This window comes from Pseudarthrobacter phenanthrenivorans (assembly GCF_036455295.1).
Classification (GTDB): Bacteria; Actinomycetota; Actinomycetes; order Actinomycetales; family Micrococcaceae; genus Arthrobacter; species Arthrobacter phenanthrenivorans_C.
Genome location: NZ_JAYXNX010000010.1, coordinates 120,958 through 138,205, shown reverse-complemented (window position 1 = coordinate 138,205; position 17,248 = coordinate 120,958). Strand labels below are relative to the sequence as shown.

14 protein-coding genes are annotated in these 17,248 nt (G+C 67.7%); 7 read left to right on the top strand and 7 right to left on the bottom strand.

Annotated elements, in window-relative coordinates; translation table 11 throughout:
• Positions 1-21: 21 nt before the first annotated feature.
• Positions 22-1,011: a formimidoylglutamase gene (hutG, locus tag VXJ37_RS14470; RefSeq protein WP_331323724.1), complete on the bottom strand. Its 990-nt coding sequence runs from the start codon at positions 1,009-1,011 to the stop codon at positions 22-24.
• 190 nt (positions 1,012-1,201) lie between these two features.
• Between hutG and VXJ37_RS14465 the strand changes: the two genes are divergently transcribed.
• Positions 1,202-2,506, top strand: a complete 1,305-nt coding sequence (locus VXJ37_RS14465; protein WP_331323723.1) for a cation:proton antiporter — start codon at positions 1,202-1,204, stop codon at positions 2,504-2,506.
• 80 nt (positions 2,507-2,586) lie between these two features.
• On the opposite strand, the gene VXJ37_RS14460 is transcribed toward VXJ37_RS14465, so the two are convergent.
• A complete protein-coding gene (locus tag VXJ37_RS14460) occupies positions 2,587-4,029 on the bottom strand; it encodes an NCS2 family permease (RefSeq protein ID WP_331323722.1) in 1,443 nt (480 codons plus the stop codon).
• Between the two features lie 111 nt (positions 4,030-4,140).
• Here VXJ37_RS14460 and VXJ37_RS14455 point away from each other — a divergent pair, with 111 nt between their 5' ends.
• Positions 4,141-4,791, top strand: a complete 651-nt coding sequence (locus VXJ37_RS14455) for a copper resistance CopC family protein (protein WP_331323721.1) — start codon at positions 4,141-4,143, stop codon at positions 4,789-4,791.
• Positions 4,792-4,867: 76 nt separating this feature from the next.
• Here VXJ37_RS14455 and VXJ37_RS14450 read toward each other — a convergent pair whose 3' ends face one another.
• Entirely contained in the window at positions 4,868-5,521 is a 654-nt protein-coding gene (locus VXJ37_RS14450) for an NAD(P)-binding protein (protein WP_331323763.1), read from the bottom strand.
• A 429-nt stretch (positions 5,522-5,950) separates the two neighbouring features.
• Here VXJ37_RS14450 and VXJ37_RS14445 point away from each other — a divergent pair, with 429 nt between their 5' ends.
• The 5 genes from VXJ37_RS14445 to VXJ37_RS14425 all read left to right on the top strand — a co-directional run bounded on the left by VXJ37_RS14445 (position 5,951) and on the right by VXJ37_RS14425 (position 13,070).
• Positions 5,951-6,991, top strand: a complete 1,041-nt coding sequence (locus VXJ37_RS14445) for a universal stress protein (RefSeq protein ID WP_331323720.1) — start codon at positions 5,951-5,953, stop codon at positions 6,989-6,991.
• Positions 6,992-7,057: 66 nt separating this feature from the next.
• Positions 7,058-9,859 (top strand): PEP/pyruvate-binding domain-containing protein, encoded by a 2,802-nt coding sequence (locus tag VXJ37_RS14440; protein ID WP_331323719.1) that lies wholly within the window; start codon positions 7,058-7,060, stop codon positions 9,857-9,859.
• A gap of 109 nt (positions 9,860-9,968) precedes the next feature.
• A complete protein-coding gene (locus VXJ37_RS14435) occupies positions 9,969-11,099 on the top strand; it encodes a LolA family protein (RefSeq protein WP_331323718.1) in 1,131 nt (376 codons plus the stop codon).
• A 44-nt stretch (positions 11,100-11,143) separates the two neighbouring features.
• On the top strand, positions 11,144-12,196 hold the full coding sequence (locus VXJ37_RS14430; protein WP_331323717.1) for an ABC transporter ATP-binding protein: 1,053 nt from the start codon (positions 11,144-11,146) through the stop codon (positions 12,194-12,196).
• The gene (locus tag VXJ37_RS14425) at positions 12,186-13,070 is read left to right on the top strand and encodes an ABC transporter permease (RefSeq protein WP_331323716.1); all 885 of its coding nucleotides are present in this window, start codon (positions 12,186-12,188) and stop codon (positions 13,068-13,070) included. Before VXJ37_RS14430 ends, VXJ37_RS14425 begins: the two co-directional genes overlap by 11 nt.
• Positions 13,071-13,124: 54 nt before the next feature.
• On the opposite strand, the gene VXJ37_RS14420 is transcribed toward VXJ37_RS14425, so the two are convergent.
• From VXJ37_RS14420 to VXJ37_RS14405, 4 genes are all read right to left on the bottom strand, one after another.
• Positions 13,125-14,618 (bottom strand): C40 family peptidase, encoded by a 1,494-nt coding sequence (locus tag VXJ37_RS14420; RefSeq protein ID WP_331323715.1) that lies wholly within the window; start codon positions 14,616-14,618, stop codon positions 13,125-13,127.
• Between the two features lie 183 nt (positions 14,619-14,801).
• Positions 14,802-15,722, bottom strand: coding sequence for a cation diffusion facilitator family transporter (locus VXJ37_RS14415; protein ID WP_331323714.1), 921 nt, complete (start codon positions 15,720-15,722; stop codon positions 14,802-14,804).
• Positions 15,723-15,732: 10 nt separating this feature from the next.
• Positions 15,733-16,194 (bottom strand): metallopeptidase family protein, encoded by a 462-nt coding sequence (locus VXJ37_RS14410; protein WP_331323713.1) that lies wholly within the window; start codon positions 16,192-16,194, stop codon positions 15,733-15,735.
• Positions 16,195-16,203: 9 nt separating this feature from the next.
• Complete coding sequence (locus tag VXJ37_RS14405; RefSeq protein WP_331323712.1) at positions 16,204-17,208, bottom strand: DMT family transporter; 1,005 nt, start codon at positions 17,206-17,208, stop codon at positions 16,204-16,206.
• Between the last annotated feature and the right edge of the window lie 40 nt (positions 17,209-17,248).

Here is a 17,248-nt window from a genome sequence, read left to right as displayed (position 1 = left end):
GGTTCAATACGGCCCCGCGGGTCAGCGCAGCAGCGCGTCAACCAGCCGGGCGGCGGTTTTGGCAGTGCGGCCGTCAATGTCGAATTCAGGGTTCAGTTCCGCCACGTCCACGTGCAGCAGCTTCCCGCTCCGCGCCACCTGCCGGCACACGGCCGAAATGACGGGCAGCGGCACCCCGTATGCCGCCGGCGCGCTGACCCCGGGCGCCACCGCGGCAGGCAGCACATCGAGGTCGATGGTCAGGTACAGGACGTCGATGTCCGCCAGGAAGGATGCCACGAAGTCCCGGACCCGGTCCGCTTCGCAGTCCTCGTCCAGCAGGTACCGGACGCCCAGCTTCTCCGCGGTGTCGAACAGGACCCGGGTGTTGTTCGGCTCCGAAATGCCGACGACGGCGTAGCGGAATTCGCGCCCCGCGTCCGCTTCCGCGCAGGCCATTTGCAGGAACGGAGTTCCCGAGCTGGCCACGGGCTCGTCACGGAGGTCAAAGTGCGCGTCAAGGTTCAGGACACCGAGGCGCTGTCCGCTTTGGACAGGCGACGAGGCACTGACGCCAAGGTAGCTTGCATAGGCGGTTTCGTGGCCGCCGCCCAGCACAACTGTCTGGTGGCCGGTGTCCAGCAGGGCGGCCAGCGCCGGGCCAAGCCGTTCCTGCCCGGCTTCCAGATCCCCGCCTGACACCACCACGTCGCCAACATCTGCCACGGTGCGCTCCAGATGGAATGCCAGCGGGGCGAGGGCTTTCCGGAGGGCTGCCGGTGCAGCGGCGGCACCGATGCGGCCCTTGTTCCGGCGCACGCCCTCATCGCTGGCGAATCCCAGCAGGGCTGCGGGCTTACGGGCAGCTGGTGTGGCTGGTTCCCCGTCCGGTGCCGCTTCCACCCCGGCCGGTCCCGGCGCACTGTTGATGTCCACCGCCTGCCACCAGCGGCGGTGGGCGGGCCCGTCGCCGTCGAACCTTCCGCTCCAGGGCTGGGGCGGGACATCAACGGCGGGGAGCTGGAAGGACATGCCTCAAGCTCACCGCATGCCGGACACGAAAACCAGCAGCGCCGCCGTCGTGCTGTCCGGAATCCAAGAACGTGGGAGGGGGCAGGTCCCGCCGGGAGGGGCAGGGGATAGGGTGGGACCAAGTCCGCGCCGCAGCAGCGAGGCGCGCTGCCCCGGACCCACGCCCCAACCCAGGCTGGAGAACTGCCCTATGTTTGAAGCCCCGGACATCCTCTTTGCCGCGGCCGGCCTTGCCGTCTTTATTGCCGCAGTGCTGCCCAAGCTGCTGCGTGACATGCCCTTCTCCATGCCCATGGTTTTCCTGGGCGCCGGGATTGGTGCGTTCGCGTTGATCCCCTCGCTGCCTGACCCCAACCCGGTGGAGCACAGCAACTTCGTCATGCACCTCGCCGAGGTCTGTGTGATCATTTCGCTGATGGGTGCAGGGCTCGCGCTGGACCGGCCGGTAGGGCGCAAGCGCTGGTCCACCACATGGCGGCTCCTGGGGATTGCCATGCCGTTGTGCATCCTCGGCCTGACACTGCTGGGAATGTGGTTCCTTGGCCTGGGACTGGGCGCGGCGCTGCTGGTGGCCGCCAGCCTTGCCCCCACGGACCCCGTCCTGGCGTCCGAGGTCCAGGTGGGCGAGCCCGCGGACCAGGACGACCGCGCCGACAAGGAGGACGAGGTCCGCTTTGGCCTCACCTCGGAGGCAGGCCTCAACGACGGGCTCGCTTTCCCGTTCGTGTACCTGGCCATTGCCATCAGCATCGCGGGGGCAGACCCGTCCGCCTGGTTCGGTGAGTGGTTTGGGTTCGATGTGGTGTGGCGGTTGGCCGTAGGACTCCTGGTGGGCTTCCTGACGGGGAAACTGCTCGCCATGCTGTTCTTCTCCGCACGTGCGGACAGCCTGAGGCTGTCCAACCACTCCGAAGGTTTCGTGGCCCTGGCGGCAACGTTCCTGGCCTACGGGCTGACCGACATGGTGGAGGGCTACGGGTTCATTGCCGTGTTCGTCTGTGCCGTGACCATCCGGGCGGCGGAGCGCACCCATGGCTACCACCGTGTGCTGCACTCCTACGTGGAGCAGCTGGAACGGCTCCTGACCGTCGTGATCCTGGTCCTGCTGGGCGGTGCCATCGCCCGCGGGTTGCTGGCCGGGATCGGGCCTGCCGAGGTGCTGGTGGCCCTGGCCTTCCTGCTGGTGGTCCGGCCGCTCGCGGGCTGGCTTGGCCTGCTGGGCGGCAAGACTGGCCCGCGTGAACGGATCGCCCTGTCCTTCTTCGGCATCCGCGGCATCGGTTCCCTCTACTACCTTGCCTTTGTGCTGGGCGAAGGGCACTTTGTTGACCAGGGGCGCTGGCTCTGGTCCTTCATCGGGCTGGTGGTGGCACTGTCCATCGTGATCCACGGGGCCACCACGTCCCCGCTGATGAACCGGCTGGACCGGCTGCGGCAACGGAAAGCCCTGGCGGTGTCCGGGGACGAAGGACTCGCGCCGAACACCCCGGTCTAGGCGCAGGCCATGCAAACTCCCGGGGTAAACGGAAGGGCTGGTGCGGCAGACGCCGCACCAGCCCTTTCCGCGTGCAGGGGTTACTTCATGCCCAGTGCGGCCTCGATGGTTCCGATGGAGAAGAACAGCAGGAACGCGGCGGCCACGGCCCACATGAGGGGGTGGATCTCTTTGGCGCGGCCCTGGACGGTCCGGATGATGACGAAGCTGATGAAGCCGGCACCGAGGCCGTTCGCGATCGAGTAGGTGAACGGCATCAGGGCGAAGGTCAGGAACGCCGGGATGGCAATGCCCCAGTCCTGCCAGTCGATCTTGCCCACCTGGGACACCATCATGAAGCCCACCACCACCAGGGCCGGGGCCACGGCCTCGAAGGGCACCAGGTTGATCAGCGGGGTGAAGAACATGGCCACCAGGAACAGCAGGCCGGTGACGATGGAGGCGACGCCGGTCCGGGCACCTTCACCGATGCCCGCGCCGGCTTCAACGTAGATCTGGTTGGAGGACACGGAGGCGCCGCCGCCGATGATCGCGCCGAGGGCGTCCACCTGGAGCACACGGTCGACGTCGGGGATGTTGCCGTGCTCATCCACCGTTCCGGCCTCGTTGGCCAGGCCCACCATGGTGCCCATGGCGTCGAAGAAAATGCTGAGCAGGATGACGAAAGCCAGCAGCGTGGCAGCGACAAACCCAAGGTGACCGAAGGCGCCGAACGGGTTGGCTTTGCCAATCAGGGAAAGGTCCGGGGCGGCCCAGCCGGAGAACGCGGGCGCCACCAGGGACCAGCCCTGCGGGTTGAAGTTCTTGCCGTCGAAGCTGGGCCCGATGTGCAGGGTCATCTCAAGGATCACGGCGAGCACCGTGGACGTGATGATGCCGATCAGGATGGCGCCCTTGACCTTCCGGACCACCAGGGCGATGGTCAGGATCAGGCCGAAGACGAAGACGGCGGTGGGCCAGCCCAGGAGCTTGCCTTCGAAGCCCAGGCCAACGGGCACGGTGGTGCCGGCGACGTCCGGGATACGGCGGACGAACCCGGCATTGACCAGGCCGATCAAGGCGATGAACAGGCCGATGCCCACCACGATGGCGGTCTTGAGCCCCTCCGGCACGGCCTTGAAAACGGCGGTGCGGAAACCCGTGAGGACCAGGATCAGCATGGTCACGCCGGAGAGCACCACCAGGCCCATCATGTCCGGCCATGTAAGCCCGGGGTTGGTGGCCACGGTGACGGCGACGAACGCGTTCACACCCAGGCCGGTCGCCAATGCGAAGGGATGCCGTCCCCACGCTCCCATGAGGATGGTCAGGATGCCTGCCACAAGTGCGGTCACGGCTGCCACGGCCGGGAAGCCGAGCGTCGTGCCGTTGGAGTCCGGCCCGGACAGGATCAGGGGGTTCAGCACCACGATGTAGCTCATGGCGAAGAACGTGGCGAAACCGCCGCGGATCTCGCGGGAAAGGTTGGAACCGCGCTCGGTGACCCTGAAATACCGGTCCAGGGCAGAGCCTTGCTTAAGCATTAGTCCTCCGGGGGAGTGTGTGGGGATACCTGCATCCTAATGGTGCGGCCCCGGGCGGGCCGCCAAATTCGCCTAGTCTGTAAGGAAGCCAACACAAGGAGCAGCCCAAACATGCGCCCAGTCCGCCCCAAGTTGCTGAGCCTGGCGCTCGGTTTCCTTGTCCTTGCCGCCGCAATACTGGGCCTGGCCGGCCCGGCGTCCGCCCACGATACTGCGGAGTCCACCAGCCCTGCGCAGGGGGCTTCGCTGGCGGCACCGCCGAATGACGTCTCCGTGACCTTCAGCGACAAGCCGCTGGGCATTGGTTCGTCATTCTCGGTCAAGGATGCCGGCGGCACCGAATGGGCTGACGGGCCGGTCGAGATCGTCGACAACGTGGCCAGGCAAAAGCTGCGGTCCGGTGGCCCCGCCGGCATGTACACGGTGGCTTGGCGCGTGGCCGGCTCCGACTCGCACCCCATTGAGGGAACGTTCACCTTTACGGTCGCCGCCGGTGCTGTCCAGCCGGGCGCTGCCCCCTCCGGAACGCCGGCAACGGGGGTTCCGACGACGGCCGGCGCCGTTCCGGGAATGGGAACCGCGAAGCCTGGGGTGACGGAGGAGCCGTCCGAACCTGCCGGCGCAGGGGAGCCCTTCCAATGGAGCATCGTGATTTTCGCAGTTGTCGCCGTGGGGCTTTTGGTGGCCCTTGGCGTGATGGCCCGGCGCCGCCTGACCGACGACGGGGATGACGGGGACGTGGGGGAGAAGGGCCGGGAGTAGGCCCGCAGGCAGGACCGGACGAAGGTCCGGCAGGCCGGGCCCGATGGAGGAGGCCCGGCAGGTTGCGGGAAGATCCTCAGCAGGTCAGCACCGCAAAGCCGCCCGATGCCGGGAAAGAGCTGTTGGAGCGCGGGCCGGCTGACAATTGCCCGCTGTCCGGATTGACCTTGGCGGAGATGGCCTGGCCCACGGTCTTGGCCTGGCGCAGCACTTCCTTTGGCGAGGGCGTGATCAGCTCGCCCACGCCCACCAGGTAGATGCCGATGGCCCGCATCGCTGCTGCCACATTGCGCCCAACGGCGATGCCGAAATCATTGAGCATGCGGCGCAACTGGCTGTGGGCGCAGCGGGTCAGCACAATGTGGTCGGCCACCAGGATTCCTGTGGGCGTGTGCACCTGCCATTGCGGTGCGGTGCCCCCTTCAGGTCCTTCAAGCATGGTGAGCTGGACGGCGCGCGTGCTGTTCCGGACGTCCACGCTGTGGCTTGCCGCGTAATTGCGCAGGTGCCGCAGGATTTCGTTCCGTTCCCGGAGGGTGTCGCTGTCCGCCGCGTCACAGCGCTGCAGCGAGGACGTATTGGCGGGATGGCCGGTACCAAGGATGTCCAGGCCGTCCACCACAATGGACTCCACCCCGTGGCGGCGCAATTCCGCGGCCACGGCCAGCCCGGACAGTCCCGTGCCAATGATGACAGTGGTGGTCTGTTCGGTCCCGGCATCCCCAGGCATGCTTGACACTACAGTTTCCCTCCCTTGAAGCTTTCGGCGGTTGCCGGCGTCCTCGCCGGCGCGCGGTCCCGATACCCCCAAAGTACGGACGCAGAGCATGGCCGGGACCGTTCTGGCAGGAAGTTGCAGTTGGCGTCCCGGACCAACAATGTCCTGAAGACTACAGAACAAATGCGGCGGTGGATAGCCCCATCAGGAAAACATCCCGGGTGGCGTCAAGACGCCTTCCTCATTGCTGTGGAAAGGCTGTGGATAACGTTTCGCTATCCCCTTCTGGGCAGGCTTGCTAAGGCGTGGGGCGCGGAGAATAGTGGGAAACGGGAACGGTCCTTTCCTGCCGGCAGCGCCGGTGCCGCGAGTGCGCGGGGAACGGTCCGTTTTCTGGCAGAATAGCCGCAACATCAGGCGTATCGCGAGGAGGCGGCCCCCATGGGCTCACGAGAGTTGCATCCGGATCCGGCCCGGGACGGTGGCAGTGCCTCTTCCGCTCCCCACGGCATCGTGGTGGGCGTGGACGGCTCGGACCACGGCCAGTGCGCCCTGGTGTGGGCCGCCCGCGAAGCCCAGCGCCGCCGTCGGCCGCTCCATATCGTCACCGCCTATTCAGTGCCGATCTTCGCCGCCTCCGGCCTGGACGGGGGTTACGCCACGGTGGATGACTCCGTCATCCGCGAGGGGGCCGAAGCAATCGCCAGGCAGGCCCTTGAGAAGGTTTCCGGGTACGACGTCGAGGTCACCTCATCCGTGGAGAACGGTGACGCCGCCGGAGTCCTGCTGGAAATCTCCGAAACCGCCGAGCTGCTGGTGGTGGGCACCCGGGGCAGGGGCGGTTTTGTGGGCCGGCTCCTGGGATCGGTCAGCAGTGCCCTGCCCGCCCACGCCAAATGCCCCACGGTGACAGTCCCGCTGTTCTGTTCGGACCGCCTGGGCGAGACCATTGAGGACCGCCGCGTCAAGGCTGAGCAGGCCAAATCCGGGCACCGGCCGGTGGAGAACGTGGTGGTGGTCGGCGTTGATGGTTCCGAGCAGGCGCGCGTCGCGGTCCTGGAAGCCGCAGACCAGGCGGAACGCCTGGGTGCTTCCCTCCGCATAGTCTGCGCCGTTCCCCAATACAGCGGCTCCCTTGCCTGGGTTCCCGCACCCATGGACCGCAAGGCCCTGTTTGACGACATCCGGGTCACCCTTGACGCAGGCATGTCCTGGCTGCGCAGCCACTACCCGCATCTGCAGGCCGGCTACGAACTCAAGGATGGATCCCCCGTTGACGTGCTGGTCGAGGAAAGCCGGCACGTTGAACTGGTTGTAGTGGGCACCCGCGGCCGCGGCGGCTTCACCGGCATGCTCCTGGGCTCAACGTCTGATGGCGTGCTCCACCACGCGAAGGGCCCGGTCATGGTTGTTCCGGACCGCGAGGACGCCAGGCTGGCTGACCGCGCCCGGTTTGGCCCCATCCTGGGCGACGCCGCCTGACGCCCACCGTTACCCACCGGGCTCCAGGGCCGTCCGGACCCAGGTATTTTCGGACCTAAGGCAGGCATGGAACAGCAAGGGCCAGCGTTGGCCGGCACCACCACTGACACCGCGCTGGTGCTGGAATTGGGCCGTGTCGACGCGGGGATGCTGGCGCAGGTGGGCGGCAAGGCCGCCAACCTGGGAGAACTGCTGTCCGCCGGTTTGCCTGTTCCGGACGGGTTCTGCGTGACCACCGCGGGTTATCGGCAGGTAACCGGCGCTCCCAACGCCCCGCTTCCTGCGCTGGCCGGGGTCTACGCTGCGCTTGCCGCGGGTGGCGGTGGGTTGGGGCCGGACCAACTGGAGGAACTGGCTGGCACGGCGCGCGCAGCGGTCCTGGCAGCTCCGGTCCCGGCGGCGGTTTCCGCGGCCGTGGAACGGGCCTACGCCGCCATGGGCCCGGATGTTCCGGTGGCTGTGAGGTCCTCCGCCACGGCCGAGGACCTTCCGTTCGCCAGCTTTGCCGGGCAGCAGGATACCTACCTCAATGTCGTGGGGGCGCCGGCGGTGCTTGACGCAGTCCGCCGATGCTGGGCGTCGCTGTGGACGGAGCGGGCAACCGCCTACCGGGCCAGCCTTGAGATCGATCCGGCCGGCGTGGCCCTTGCGGTGGTGGTCCAACATATGGTGGATGCTGCTGCGGCGGGAGTGATGTTCACGGCAAACCCGCTCACGGGCAGCCGCAGGCAGGTGGCCATCGACGCCACCCCGGGCCTCGGTGAGGCTGTTGTCTCCGGCGCAGTCAATCCGGACCATTTCGTGGTGGACGCCCTGACCGGTGCGGTGCTGGAACGCGAGGTCGGGGACAAGAGCGTGGAGGTAACGGCGCTTCCCGGTGGCGGAACCGGAGCCAGGGCAGTGTCCGCCGCGCGGGACACCGCCTGCTTGGCGGACAGCCAGGTTGCCGCGCTGGTGCGGCTGGGGCTTCAGGCGCAGGAGCATTTCGGTGCCCCACAGGACACCGAGTGGGCTATCGACCGGGGCGGCAATCTGTGGCTAACCCAGTCCAGGCCGATCACCACCCTGTACCCGGTCCCCCGGAGCAACGGTGCGGCGGGCAATGTCCGGCATCGCGGTTCCCCGGCCGGCGGTACCCGGGCGTACCTTTGCTTCAGCCTGGCGCAGGGGCTTACCCGGCCGCTCACGCCCATGGGGCTCGCGGCTGTCCGCCTCATCGCATCCTCGGTAGCGACAGCCGCAGGATTTCCTGTTCCTGATCCCCGACGCGGACCGTCACCCTACGCTGAAGCCGGCCAGCGGATCTACGTCGACTTCACCACCCCCATCCGCAGCAGCATTGGCCGCCAACTCGTTCCCCGGGTTTTCGACATCATGGAGGCACGGACGGCAGCGGTCATGCGGCAGTTGTTCGAGGACCCGGCCTTTTCCGTAACCACGCGGACGCCGTTCGGCCTGCTGCACCACGTCGTGCCTGTGGCAGCCCGGGCGAAAGTGCCAGGCACTTTGCTTCATGCCCTGGTCCGGCCGGAACCTGCCCTCCGGCGGGTGGAGCGGTTCACGCGGGAATTCGAGGCGTCGCTGGGGCCGGGGGCAGGCGCCGGGCCCCTGGCACGACTGGACCATGCCGAGTTACTCCTTGGCTCACGCCTCTTCGGAATCGTCCCGGCCATCCTTCCCCTTCCCGCGGTGGGGTTCGCCATGTTGGGCCTTGCGGGAAAACTGTTGGGCGGGACGGCGTGGAACGAACTGCAGCCGGTGATCCGCGGACTGCCGAACAATGTCACCACGGAAATGGACCTGGAGCTGTGGGACCTGGCAAAGGCCATCCGCGACGACCCCCAGTCCCGTGCCGTCCTGATCGCCGGCCGGCCCGATGTCCTCGCGGCTGCGTTCCACGCCGGGGAGCTGCCCGCGCGCCTGGACGCCGCACTGGCCAGGTTCCTCGGCGCCTACGGGCACCGGGCCGTGGGCGAGATCGACCTCGGGCTGCCACGCTGGTCCGAGGATCCCGCGCACATTTTGGGCATCCTTGCCAATTACCTCCGGCTAAAGGATCCGGCCCTGGCGCCTGACGTCCAGTTCAGCAAGGCCGCCGAGGAAGCGGAAGCACAGGTGGACCGGCTCGTTGCCCAGGCCGCGGCGCGCAGCAGGATCAGGGGAAGGCTGGTGCGGGCCGCCCTGGACAGGGCACGTTTATTCGCCGGCCTGCGCGAACTGCCCAAATACCATCTGGTTCTTGGCCTCGCGGAAATCCGGCGCCAACTGCTCCTGGTGGGCGCGGAGCTGGCACAGTCGGGCAGGATCGACAGCCCTGACGACGTGTTCTTCCTGGACTTTGGCGAAGTCCGCCAGGCAGTGACCGGCAATGCTGACCACGGGACCCATGGCCCGGACCTTCGTACCCTCGTTGCCGCACGGCAGCACGACTACGAGCGGGAGCTCAGGCGCCGGCGCATCCCCAGGGTGCTGCTCTCGGACGGCACCGAACCCGAAGCGGTGCGCACCGCCGTCGGACAAGCGGCGGAAGGGACCCTTGCAGGCAGCCCCGCGTCGGCCGGAACGGTGACCGGTGTGGCCCGTGTCATCCTGGATCCTGTCGGAGCACGCCTTGAGCCGGGTGAAATCCTGGTGGCCCCGTCCACCGATCCCGGCTGGACCCCGCTGTTCCTGACCGCCGGAGGGCTGGTGATGGAGATGGGGGGCGCCAATTCACACGGCGCTGTCGTGGCCAGGGAATACGGCATCCCCGCCGTCGTTGGGGTCCCGGATGCCACCAGCGCAATTGCCACCGGGCAAAGAATAACGGTCGACGGCGGTGCGGGAACCGTGGTGCCGGAACCTTCCCCAACGTTCCATGACGGGTAGTTGGGAGGGCCACCCAGACCCCCAGGTTCGGGCGTAGTCTTTACCTATGGGCTCCGACAAGCTGGACTCCAGCGGACAGTCGCAACAAACGCAAACGCAACCTGCACGGATGCACGGTGATGGCGCACGGCGCCGCCGGCCGTGGCTGCGGTGGCTGCCTGCCGCGGTGGCCCCGGTGGTTATTGCCGCGGCCTCACTCGCCGGGTCCCTGCCGGCAGGCGCCAGCAACCCATTGCCGGCCAAGACACCTGCCCAGGTCCTGGAACTCGCAGCGGGCCATCAGGTGCGCGCGTTCTCCGGGACCGTCGAACAGTCTGCAGACCTGGAGCTGCCGGAGCTGCCTGCAGCCGGAAAGCCTGCAGGGCCTGCGGCCCCTGGCAGCGTGGCTTCGGTGATTGAACTGCTCTCCGGCAAGCACAGCGCCCGCCTCTTCGTGGACGGCAAGGACAACGCCCGCATCCAGGTGATGGATCAACTCGCCGAACGGGACGTGGTCCGCCACGGCAGTGACGTCTGGTTCTATTCCTCCAAGGACAACACGGCAGAACATGCCACGCTGCCGGCGCACGTCCAGGACCCAGCGCAGCCGAAGGAGCATCAGGGGGCCGGCGTGCACACACCTGCCGACATTGCCCAGCAGTTCCTGTCCAGGATTGACCCCACCACTGCCGTTTCAGTGGGACCGGACGTTTCCGTAGCCGGACGGGCCGCCTACAACCTGCTGATCGAGCCACGCACTGACGGCACCCTGGTGGGCAAGGTGGCCATCGCCGTCGACGGCGAAAACGGCATGCCCCTGTCCGTCCAGGTGACGGCACGCGGAGCAGGCACGCCGGCATTCGTTTCCCAATTCACCAGCCTCTCGCTGGAGGCGCCGGACGCGTCCGTCTTCGCCTTCACCCCGCCGCCGGGCAGCACGGTCAAGGAACTTCCGGTTCCGGATAAGCCCCACGATCCCTCCGGCGCCCACACCCCCGGAGCAATGCACGGCAACGCCAAAGGCAACGTATCCGTGACCGGAACGGGATGGGAGACCGTGGTGGGCACCCTGCGCGGTTCCGCTTCGGCGGCAGGATCCCTGCTGAAGGACCCGCTCCTGTCCCAGGCCGCCGTCGCCGTCCCCGGCGGACGGCTGCTGTCCACCGCCCTGCTCAATGTTCTGATCACCGACGACGGCAGGATCTTCGCGGGAATGGTGCCGGCGGAGAGGCTGCAGTCAGCAGCAGCAGCGGCCCAATAAGTGGTGGCCGAACGGGCAGTGGCCGCGGGGCAGGGACCAAACGGATGAGCGGCGCGTTGTCCGGCGGACTGGCCATCGAGACCCGCGGCCTGAGCAAGCACTTTGGCCGGCAGGCCGCCGTCGACCATGTGGACCTGGCCGTCCCGCACGGGACGGTCTTCGGGTTCCTTGGCCCCAACGGCTCCGGCAAGACCACCACCATCCGCATGCTGCTGGGCCTTGCAGCCGCGACCTCAGGGACGGTCAGCCTGCTTGGGCAAGCGATGCCGGACAAGCTCCACGAGATACTTCCGCACGTTGGTGCCCTGGTGGAAGGGCCGGCCTTCTACCCCTTTCTGTCCGGCGCTGCGAATCTTCACCGGCTGGATGCTGCAGGCCCCCACACCGTGCCCTCCACGCGCAGGGCACGCGTGGAGCGCGCCTTGGAGCGCGTGGGTCTGGAACACGCCGCGGGGAAGCGGGTACACGCGTATTCCCTGGGCATGAAGCAGCGGCTGGGCATCGCCAACGCGTTGCTGTCGCCACGGGACCTGCTGGTACTGGACGAACCCACCAACGGGCTGGACCCGCAAGGGACGCGGGAAGTCCGCAACCTGGTCCGCTCCCTGGCGAATGAGGGGACCACGGTTTTTGTGTCCAGCCACCTGCTGGCCGAGGTGGACCAGATGTGCACGCACGCTGCCGTCATGAGCGCGGGCAGGCTGGTGGCCCAGGGCCCCCTTGCTGAGCTGCGGCAGGCCGGGAACGCACGGCTCCGGTTGGTGACGCCCGACGGCGGTATGGCCCGGCAGGTCCTGGCCCGGTTGGGCCTGGCGCCAAAGCCCGCACAGCCGGGAGCCGGCCAGCCCAGGCCCCAACAGGTTGAACCCGGCGGCCCCGCACCGGGACTGCCGGGCGGCCTGCGGCCCCAGCCTGACGGCGAGACCGTCGTGGCGGCGCTCGGAGCCGATGCCAAACAGCAGGCGCTGCTCCCCGAGGACGTCGTGGCGCAGCTGGTGCAGGCCGGTGTGCGCGTCCGGGGCTTCGCCGTCGAACGTGAAAGCCTTGAGGACCGCTTTGTTGCCCTCACCGGGGAAGGATTCGACGTTGCCCAGTAGTGTCCCCGCCGACGTACCCGAAGCCGCAGGAACTGCCCGGCAGGCTGCAGCGCCGCGCAGTTCCGGGCTGTCCCTGCTCGGGTCGGAACTCAAGGTCCTGTTCGGCCGCCGGCGGACATGGGCTCTGCTCCTGGCTCTCGCTGCAATTCCGGTGCTCATAGCCATTGCGGTCAGGGTCTCCTCTGCGGTGCCGCCGGGCCGCGGGCCTGCCTTCCTGGACCGGATTACCCAAAACGGGCTGTTCGTGGCCTTCACCGCCATGCTGGTGTCGGTTCCGTTGTTCATGCCGCTCGCGGTGGGGGTGGTGGCCGGGGACACGATTGCCGGGGAGGCGAACCTGGGGACCCTGCGCTACCTGTTGGTGGCGCCGGCCGGGCGGGTGCGGTTGCTCCTGGTCAAGTACGCGGGCGCCCTGGCTTTCTGTATCGTCGCCCCGTTGACCGTGGGCGTCGCGGGGGCTGCCATCGGCGCGGCGCTCTTCCCCGTAGGTCCGGTGACGCTGCTCTCCGGCGGGGTGGTGCAACCGCCCGAAGCGGCCCTCCGGATCGTGCTGATCGCCGCCTACCTGGCAGTATCCCTGGCCGGCTTGTCCGCAATCGGACTGTTCCTGTCCACCATGACAGTGGTTCCGGTGGGGGCGATGGCAGCCACCGTGGTGGTGTCCGTGGTCTCCCAGGTCCTGGACCAGCTGCCGCAGCTGGAGTGGCTGCACCCGTGGCTGTTCAGCCATTACTGGCTTGGTTTCGGGGATATGCTGCGCCAGCCCATGGTGTGGGATTCCTTCGGCAGCAACGCCCTGCTGCAGGCCGGCTACGTGGCAGTGTTCGGTGCGCTCGCCTACGGCCGGTTCGTCACCAAGGACATTTTGAGCTGACGACGGCGGAACGGCCTGCTTCCGCAGACCACCCCCGGCAGCTCACCCCCCAGCTCAGTAGCGGGCTGCGTAAGGGTAGAGGTCCATCCCCACCATTGAACTGATGGATGAGACGGTGATGCCTTCCTGCGGGTTGAGTGCCTGCACCACCTGGCCGTTCCCGAGGTAGATGGCCACATGGTAGAAGTTTGGCGCCGAACCCCAGACCAGCAGGTCGCCGCGGCGGGCCTGCGAGATCGGCACGTGTACCGGGGCCGCCGCATATTGCTGGGACGCCGTGCGCGGAAGGTACATGCCGGCGGCGGCGAATGCGTTCTGGACCAGTCCCGAGCAGTCGAAGCCGTATACGCCCGTCCCGCCCCACTGGTAGTAGTACGGCGCGCCGACCTTGCCCAAGGCAACGGAAATGGCTACATCGTAGGTGCCTGAACCGGTCGAAGGAGCAGGGGCGGGCGCGGGCGCCGGGGCAACCGGAGCAGGCGCAGCCGGAGCAGGCGGGGCCGGTGCGGGTGCCGGATCAGCCGGGGGAGCAGGCGCGGGGGCCGGGGCAACCGGGGCAGGCGCTGGATCTGCTGGTGCGGGTGCTGCGGGCGCGGGGGGCGCGGCTGGGGCGGGTGCTGCAGGGGCCGGAGCCGCAGGGGCGGCGGCCTGCCCGGAGTTGGTTTGCGCGGCCGGCTGGTTCCGGGCCCCCGGGTTTTGGGCAGCGCTGTCCTGGGCCGCCTTGTCCTGGGCCGCCTTGTCAGCGGCGGCGGAAAGCGCGGCGAGGCGTGCCTCTTCACGTTGCCGGTCAAGGGCATCCACACGGGCTGACTCCAGCGCCGCCGTGGTGTTGCGGAGCTGTGCCAACTGGTCCACCAGGACGGTCCGCTGTGCTTTGGCGTCGGCCACCGCTTTGACCTGCGCAGCGTTTGCCTGTTCAGCCTCGGACTTTCGCTGCTCCGCAGTTTTCGCCGCATCAGCGGCAGCCTTGGTGGCATCGTCAGCCGCTGCCGTGAGGGAACGGTAAGCGGTAGCGGCGGCGTCAGCAGCATCAAAGGCGCGGCTGCGGCTTGCCGAGAGAGCCTCAAGCGTGGCGGCCTGCTGCATGCTCTCGCCCCCGCTCGCCAGGGTTCCAAGGGTGGGGTTCAGGCCGCCGTTGCGGTACAGGTCGCCGGCGAGCTGCCCCACCTGCTTCCGGGTCTTGTCCTGCTGCTCGCGTGCGGACGCGGCCTTGGCGGAGGCAACGGATGCCGCCTCGGTCCTCTGCTGCAGCTCCACCAAAGCTTCGCTGTAGGCATTGTTGGCCTGCATCGCCACCGCGAACGCCGCCTGCTGGGAGGTGGCCGCGTCAGCCAGAATCCCCTCGATCCTGGTGACCTCGTCGGCCGTAGCGGACTCGCTGGCCTTGGCCGCGGCAATGTCCTCGGGTGAAGGAATTTCCGGCGACGCCGGAACGGCCAGGGGAGAGGACATCGCCGGTACGGCGGCTGCCGGTGTTGCCACAGATGCAAAGAGTACGACGGCGGCGCAAAGCACGGCCGTCCTGCGGCCCGATCCGGATAAAGCCATCTGCAGAGTCCTCGCAACGGTAAGGCTGGGAGTGAGGTTCTGGATGCGGCACGACGGTGCCCCTCAGCTGCTCGCCAGCAGTCTGAGGTTACGTGAGGCTTTGCACATTGGCAACAGCAGTCACATCAATAACATAAACCACAACAATGTGATTCGCGGCGGAATATGCGGGGGTGTGTCGGCCTAGGCGTGTTGATGTGCTTCGTGGTCCGAGTGGCTTGCAGGCTCCAGCTGGAACGTGCAGTGGTCAGTGTCGAAATGCGAGCCCAGGCAGGTGATGAGCTTGTCCAGCAACTGGTCGGCACCCCGGGCGTTGAGCACCCCGTCCTCCACCACCACGTGGGCAGAGAACACCGGCACCCCTGAGGTGATGGTCCAGATGTGGATGTCGTGCACATCGGTCACCCCGGCCACCGAAAGGATGTGCTCACGGATCATCTGCACCTCCACCCCTTTTGGGCTGGCCTCCAGCAGCACGTCCACCACGTCGCGCAGCAAACTCCATGCCCGCGGCAGGATCATCAGCGCGATCAGCACGGATGCGATGGTGTCCGCCGCCTGGAATCCGGTCAGCATGATCACCACGGCGGCGATGATGACGGCCACCGAGCCCAGGAGGTCGCCGAGCACCTCCAGGTAGGCGCCGCGGACGTTCAGGCTCTCATCCTGGGCCGTGCGCAGGATGAGGAGCGAGGCCAGGTTGGCCACCGCGCCCAGGACGGCGGCGAAGAGCATGATGTCCGTGTGGACTTCCGGTGGCGCACCGAACCGCCGGATCGCCTCGGTGAAGATGACCACGGAGATCACGATCAGGATCAGGGCGTTGGCCAGGGCTGCCAGGACTTCGGCGCGCTGGTAGCCGTAGGTCCGCTGGTCGCTGGCGGGGCGGCCGGCAATCCACGCGGCCAGCAGTGCGATGGTGACGCCGGCTGCGTCCGAGAGCATGTGGCCGGCGTCGGCGAGCAGGGAGAGGGAGCCGGAGAACGCCGCGCCCACAATCTGGATCACCACCACGCCAAGGGTGATTCCCAGGACGGCCACAAGGCGTTTGCGGTGCCGTCCCGTGGCGGTGATCCCGTGGCTGTGGCTGTGGTCGTGTCCCATGGCTACAAGGCTAGCCCCAGCCCAGCTCGTGCAGCCGCGTGTCGGAAATGCCGAAGTGGTGGGCGACTTCGTGCACCACAGTCACGGCCACCTCGTGGATCACGTCTTCCCGTGAGGTGCAGATCTTCAGGATCGGTTGGCGGAAGATTGTTATCCGGTCCGGCAGGGACCCGGCGTCCCACCATGAGTCGCGTTCCGTTAGGGGAACCCCCTCATACAATCCCAACAGCACGGTGTCCGGGTCTTCCCCGGGGCCGGGAATGTAGTCATCGTCGATGAAGACCGCAACGTTGTCCATGGCCTGGGCCAGCTTTGCGGGGATGCTGTCCAGTGCATCCCGGACAGCCGATTCGAACTCGTCCGGTGACAAGGTGAAGCCTGGTGCCTGTCTGGGGCGGGGCCGGTTCCCGTCCCCGGGTCCGTCAGGCGGCGGGGGAATAATGGGCAAACCCGGCGGGAGGGTGGCTGGCATATTCCGACTTTAGCGCCGGAGGGGCCGACGGCCCCTTTCTTTCCGGGGCCTTTCCGCCGTCCTGTCAGTCCCGGTCCTGCGCCGGGTCAGCCCCACTCCCGCCAGGCACACCAGGCCGCCCACCAGGCCCCAGATGGTGGGAATCTCACCCAGCAGCAGCCAGGAGATCAAAACGGTGGTGCCGGGAACCAGGTACGTGGTGGCTGCCAGCTTCCCGGCGTCCACCAGGGATAACGCGTAGGCCCAGGTGGTGAAGGCGATAGCTGTGGGAAAGACGCCCAGGTACACCAGCCCGAGTGTGGCCTGAACTGGGGCAGCCTGGACTTCGGATGCCAGCTGCCCTGCGAAGGGCAGGCAGCACAGCGCTCCCACCACAATCCCGAACCAGGTGGCCTGGGCCGCCGGGAATTTCCGCACCACCGGCTTCTGGATGATGACGCTGACTGCGGCGAGCACCGCGGCAAGGAGGCAAAGCGCCACGCCGGCCAGGTCCGCCGTCGAACTTTCCCCGGGGGTGCGCGGCTGTCCGGAACCAAGGGCGATGAGCGCGACTCCCGCAAATGCCACGGTGCTGCCAATGAGCAGCCAGCGCGGAAATCCCTCCTTGAGGAAGATGCCGGCCATGATGGCCACCAGGATTGGGTTGACGTTGATCAGCAGGGCACTGGTGCCGGCATCCAGGATGTGCTCCGCAGCATTCAGCGCCACGTTGTAGCCGCCAAACCACATCACCCCGTAAGCCAGGATGGGAAGCCACTCCCGGCCCGTAGGCAACAGCCGGGTCCTGAGCAGTTGCGGCACCACCACAAAGGCGAGGGCGACGGCGGCAATCCCCAGCCGGCCCAGCGTCAGCGAGCCGGGTGAGAAGTACGGGCCGATGGCCCTGATGCCCACGAACGCCGACGCCCACAGCACAACTGTGACCACCATGGCCGCCACGCCAAGGGCCTTGACAGGTGCAGGGGGCACCGATGGTGGGGTGAGGGGTTCGCGGGCGGGACTGGTTGAAGGCATAAGAACAATCTACGGCTGGACGGGATGCCGGGCTGGCGGA

Coding starts and splice junctions, on each gene's coding strand:
- VXJ37_RS14430 (WP_331323717.1), top strand. CDS start 11,144: ATGAGCGGCGCGTTGTCCGGCGGACTGGCCATCGAGACCCGCGGCCTG.
- VXJ37_RS14460 (WP_331323722.1), bottom strand. CDS start 4,029: ATGCTTAAGCAAGGCTCTGCCCTGGACCGGTATTTCAGGGTCACCGAG.
- VXJ37_RS14455 (WP_331323721.1), top strand. CDS start 4,141: ATGCGCCCAGTCCGCCCCAAGTTGCTGAGCCTGGCGCTCGGTTTCCTT.
- VXJ37_RS14435 (WP_331323718.1), top strand. CDS start 9,969: ATGCACGGTGATGGCGCACGGCGCCGCCGGCCGTGGCTGCGGTGGCTG.
- VXJ37_RS14445 (WP_331323720.1), top strand. CDS start 5,951: ATGGGCTCACGAGAGTTGCATCCGGATCCGGCCCGGGACGGTGGCAGT.
- VXJ37_RS14450 (WP_331323763.1), bottom strand. CDS start 5,521: ATGCCTGGGGATGCCGGGACCGAACAGACCACCACTGTCATCATTGGC.
- VXJ37_RS14420 (WP_331323715.1), bottom strand. CDS start 14,618: ATGGCTTTATCCGGATCGGGCCGCAGGACGGCCGTGCTTTGCGCCGCC.
- hutG (WP_331323724.1), bottom strand. CDS start 1,011: ATGTCCTTCCAGCTCCCCGCCGTTGATGTCCCGCCCCAGCCCTGGAGC.
- VXJ37_RS14410 (WP_331323713.1), bottom strand. CDS start 16,194: ATGCCAGCCACCCTCCCGCCGGGTTTGCCCATTATTCCCCCGCCGCCT.
- VXJ37_RS14440 (WP_331323719.1), top strand. CDS start 7,058: ATGGAACAGCAAGGGCCAGCGTTGGCCGGCACCACCACTGACACCGCG.
- VXJ37_RS14465 (WP_331323723.1), top strand. CDS start 1,202: ATGTTTGAAGCCCCGGACATCCTCTTTGCCGCGGCCGGCCTTGCCGTC.
- VXJ37_RS14415 (WP_331323714.1), bottom strand. CDS start 15,722: ATGGGACACGACCACAGCCACAGCCACGGGATCACCGCCACGGGACGG.
- VXJ37_RS14405 (WP_331323712.1), bottom strand. CDS start 17,208: ATGCCTTCAACCAGTCCCGCCCGCGAACCCCTCACCCCACCATCGGTG.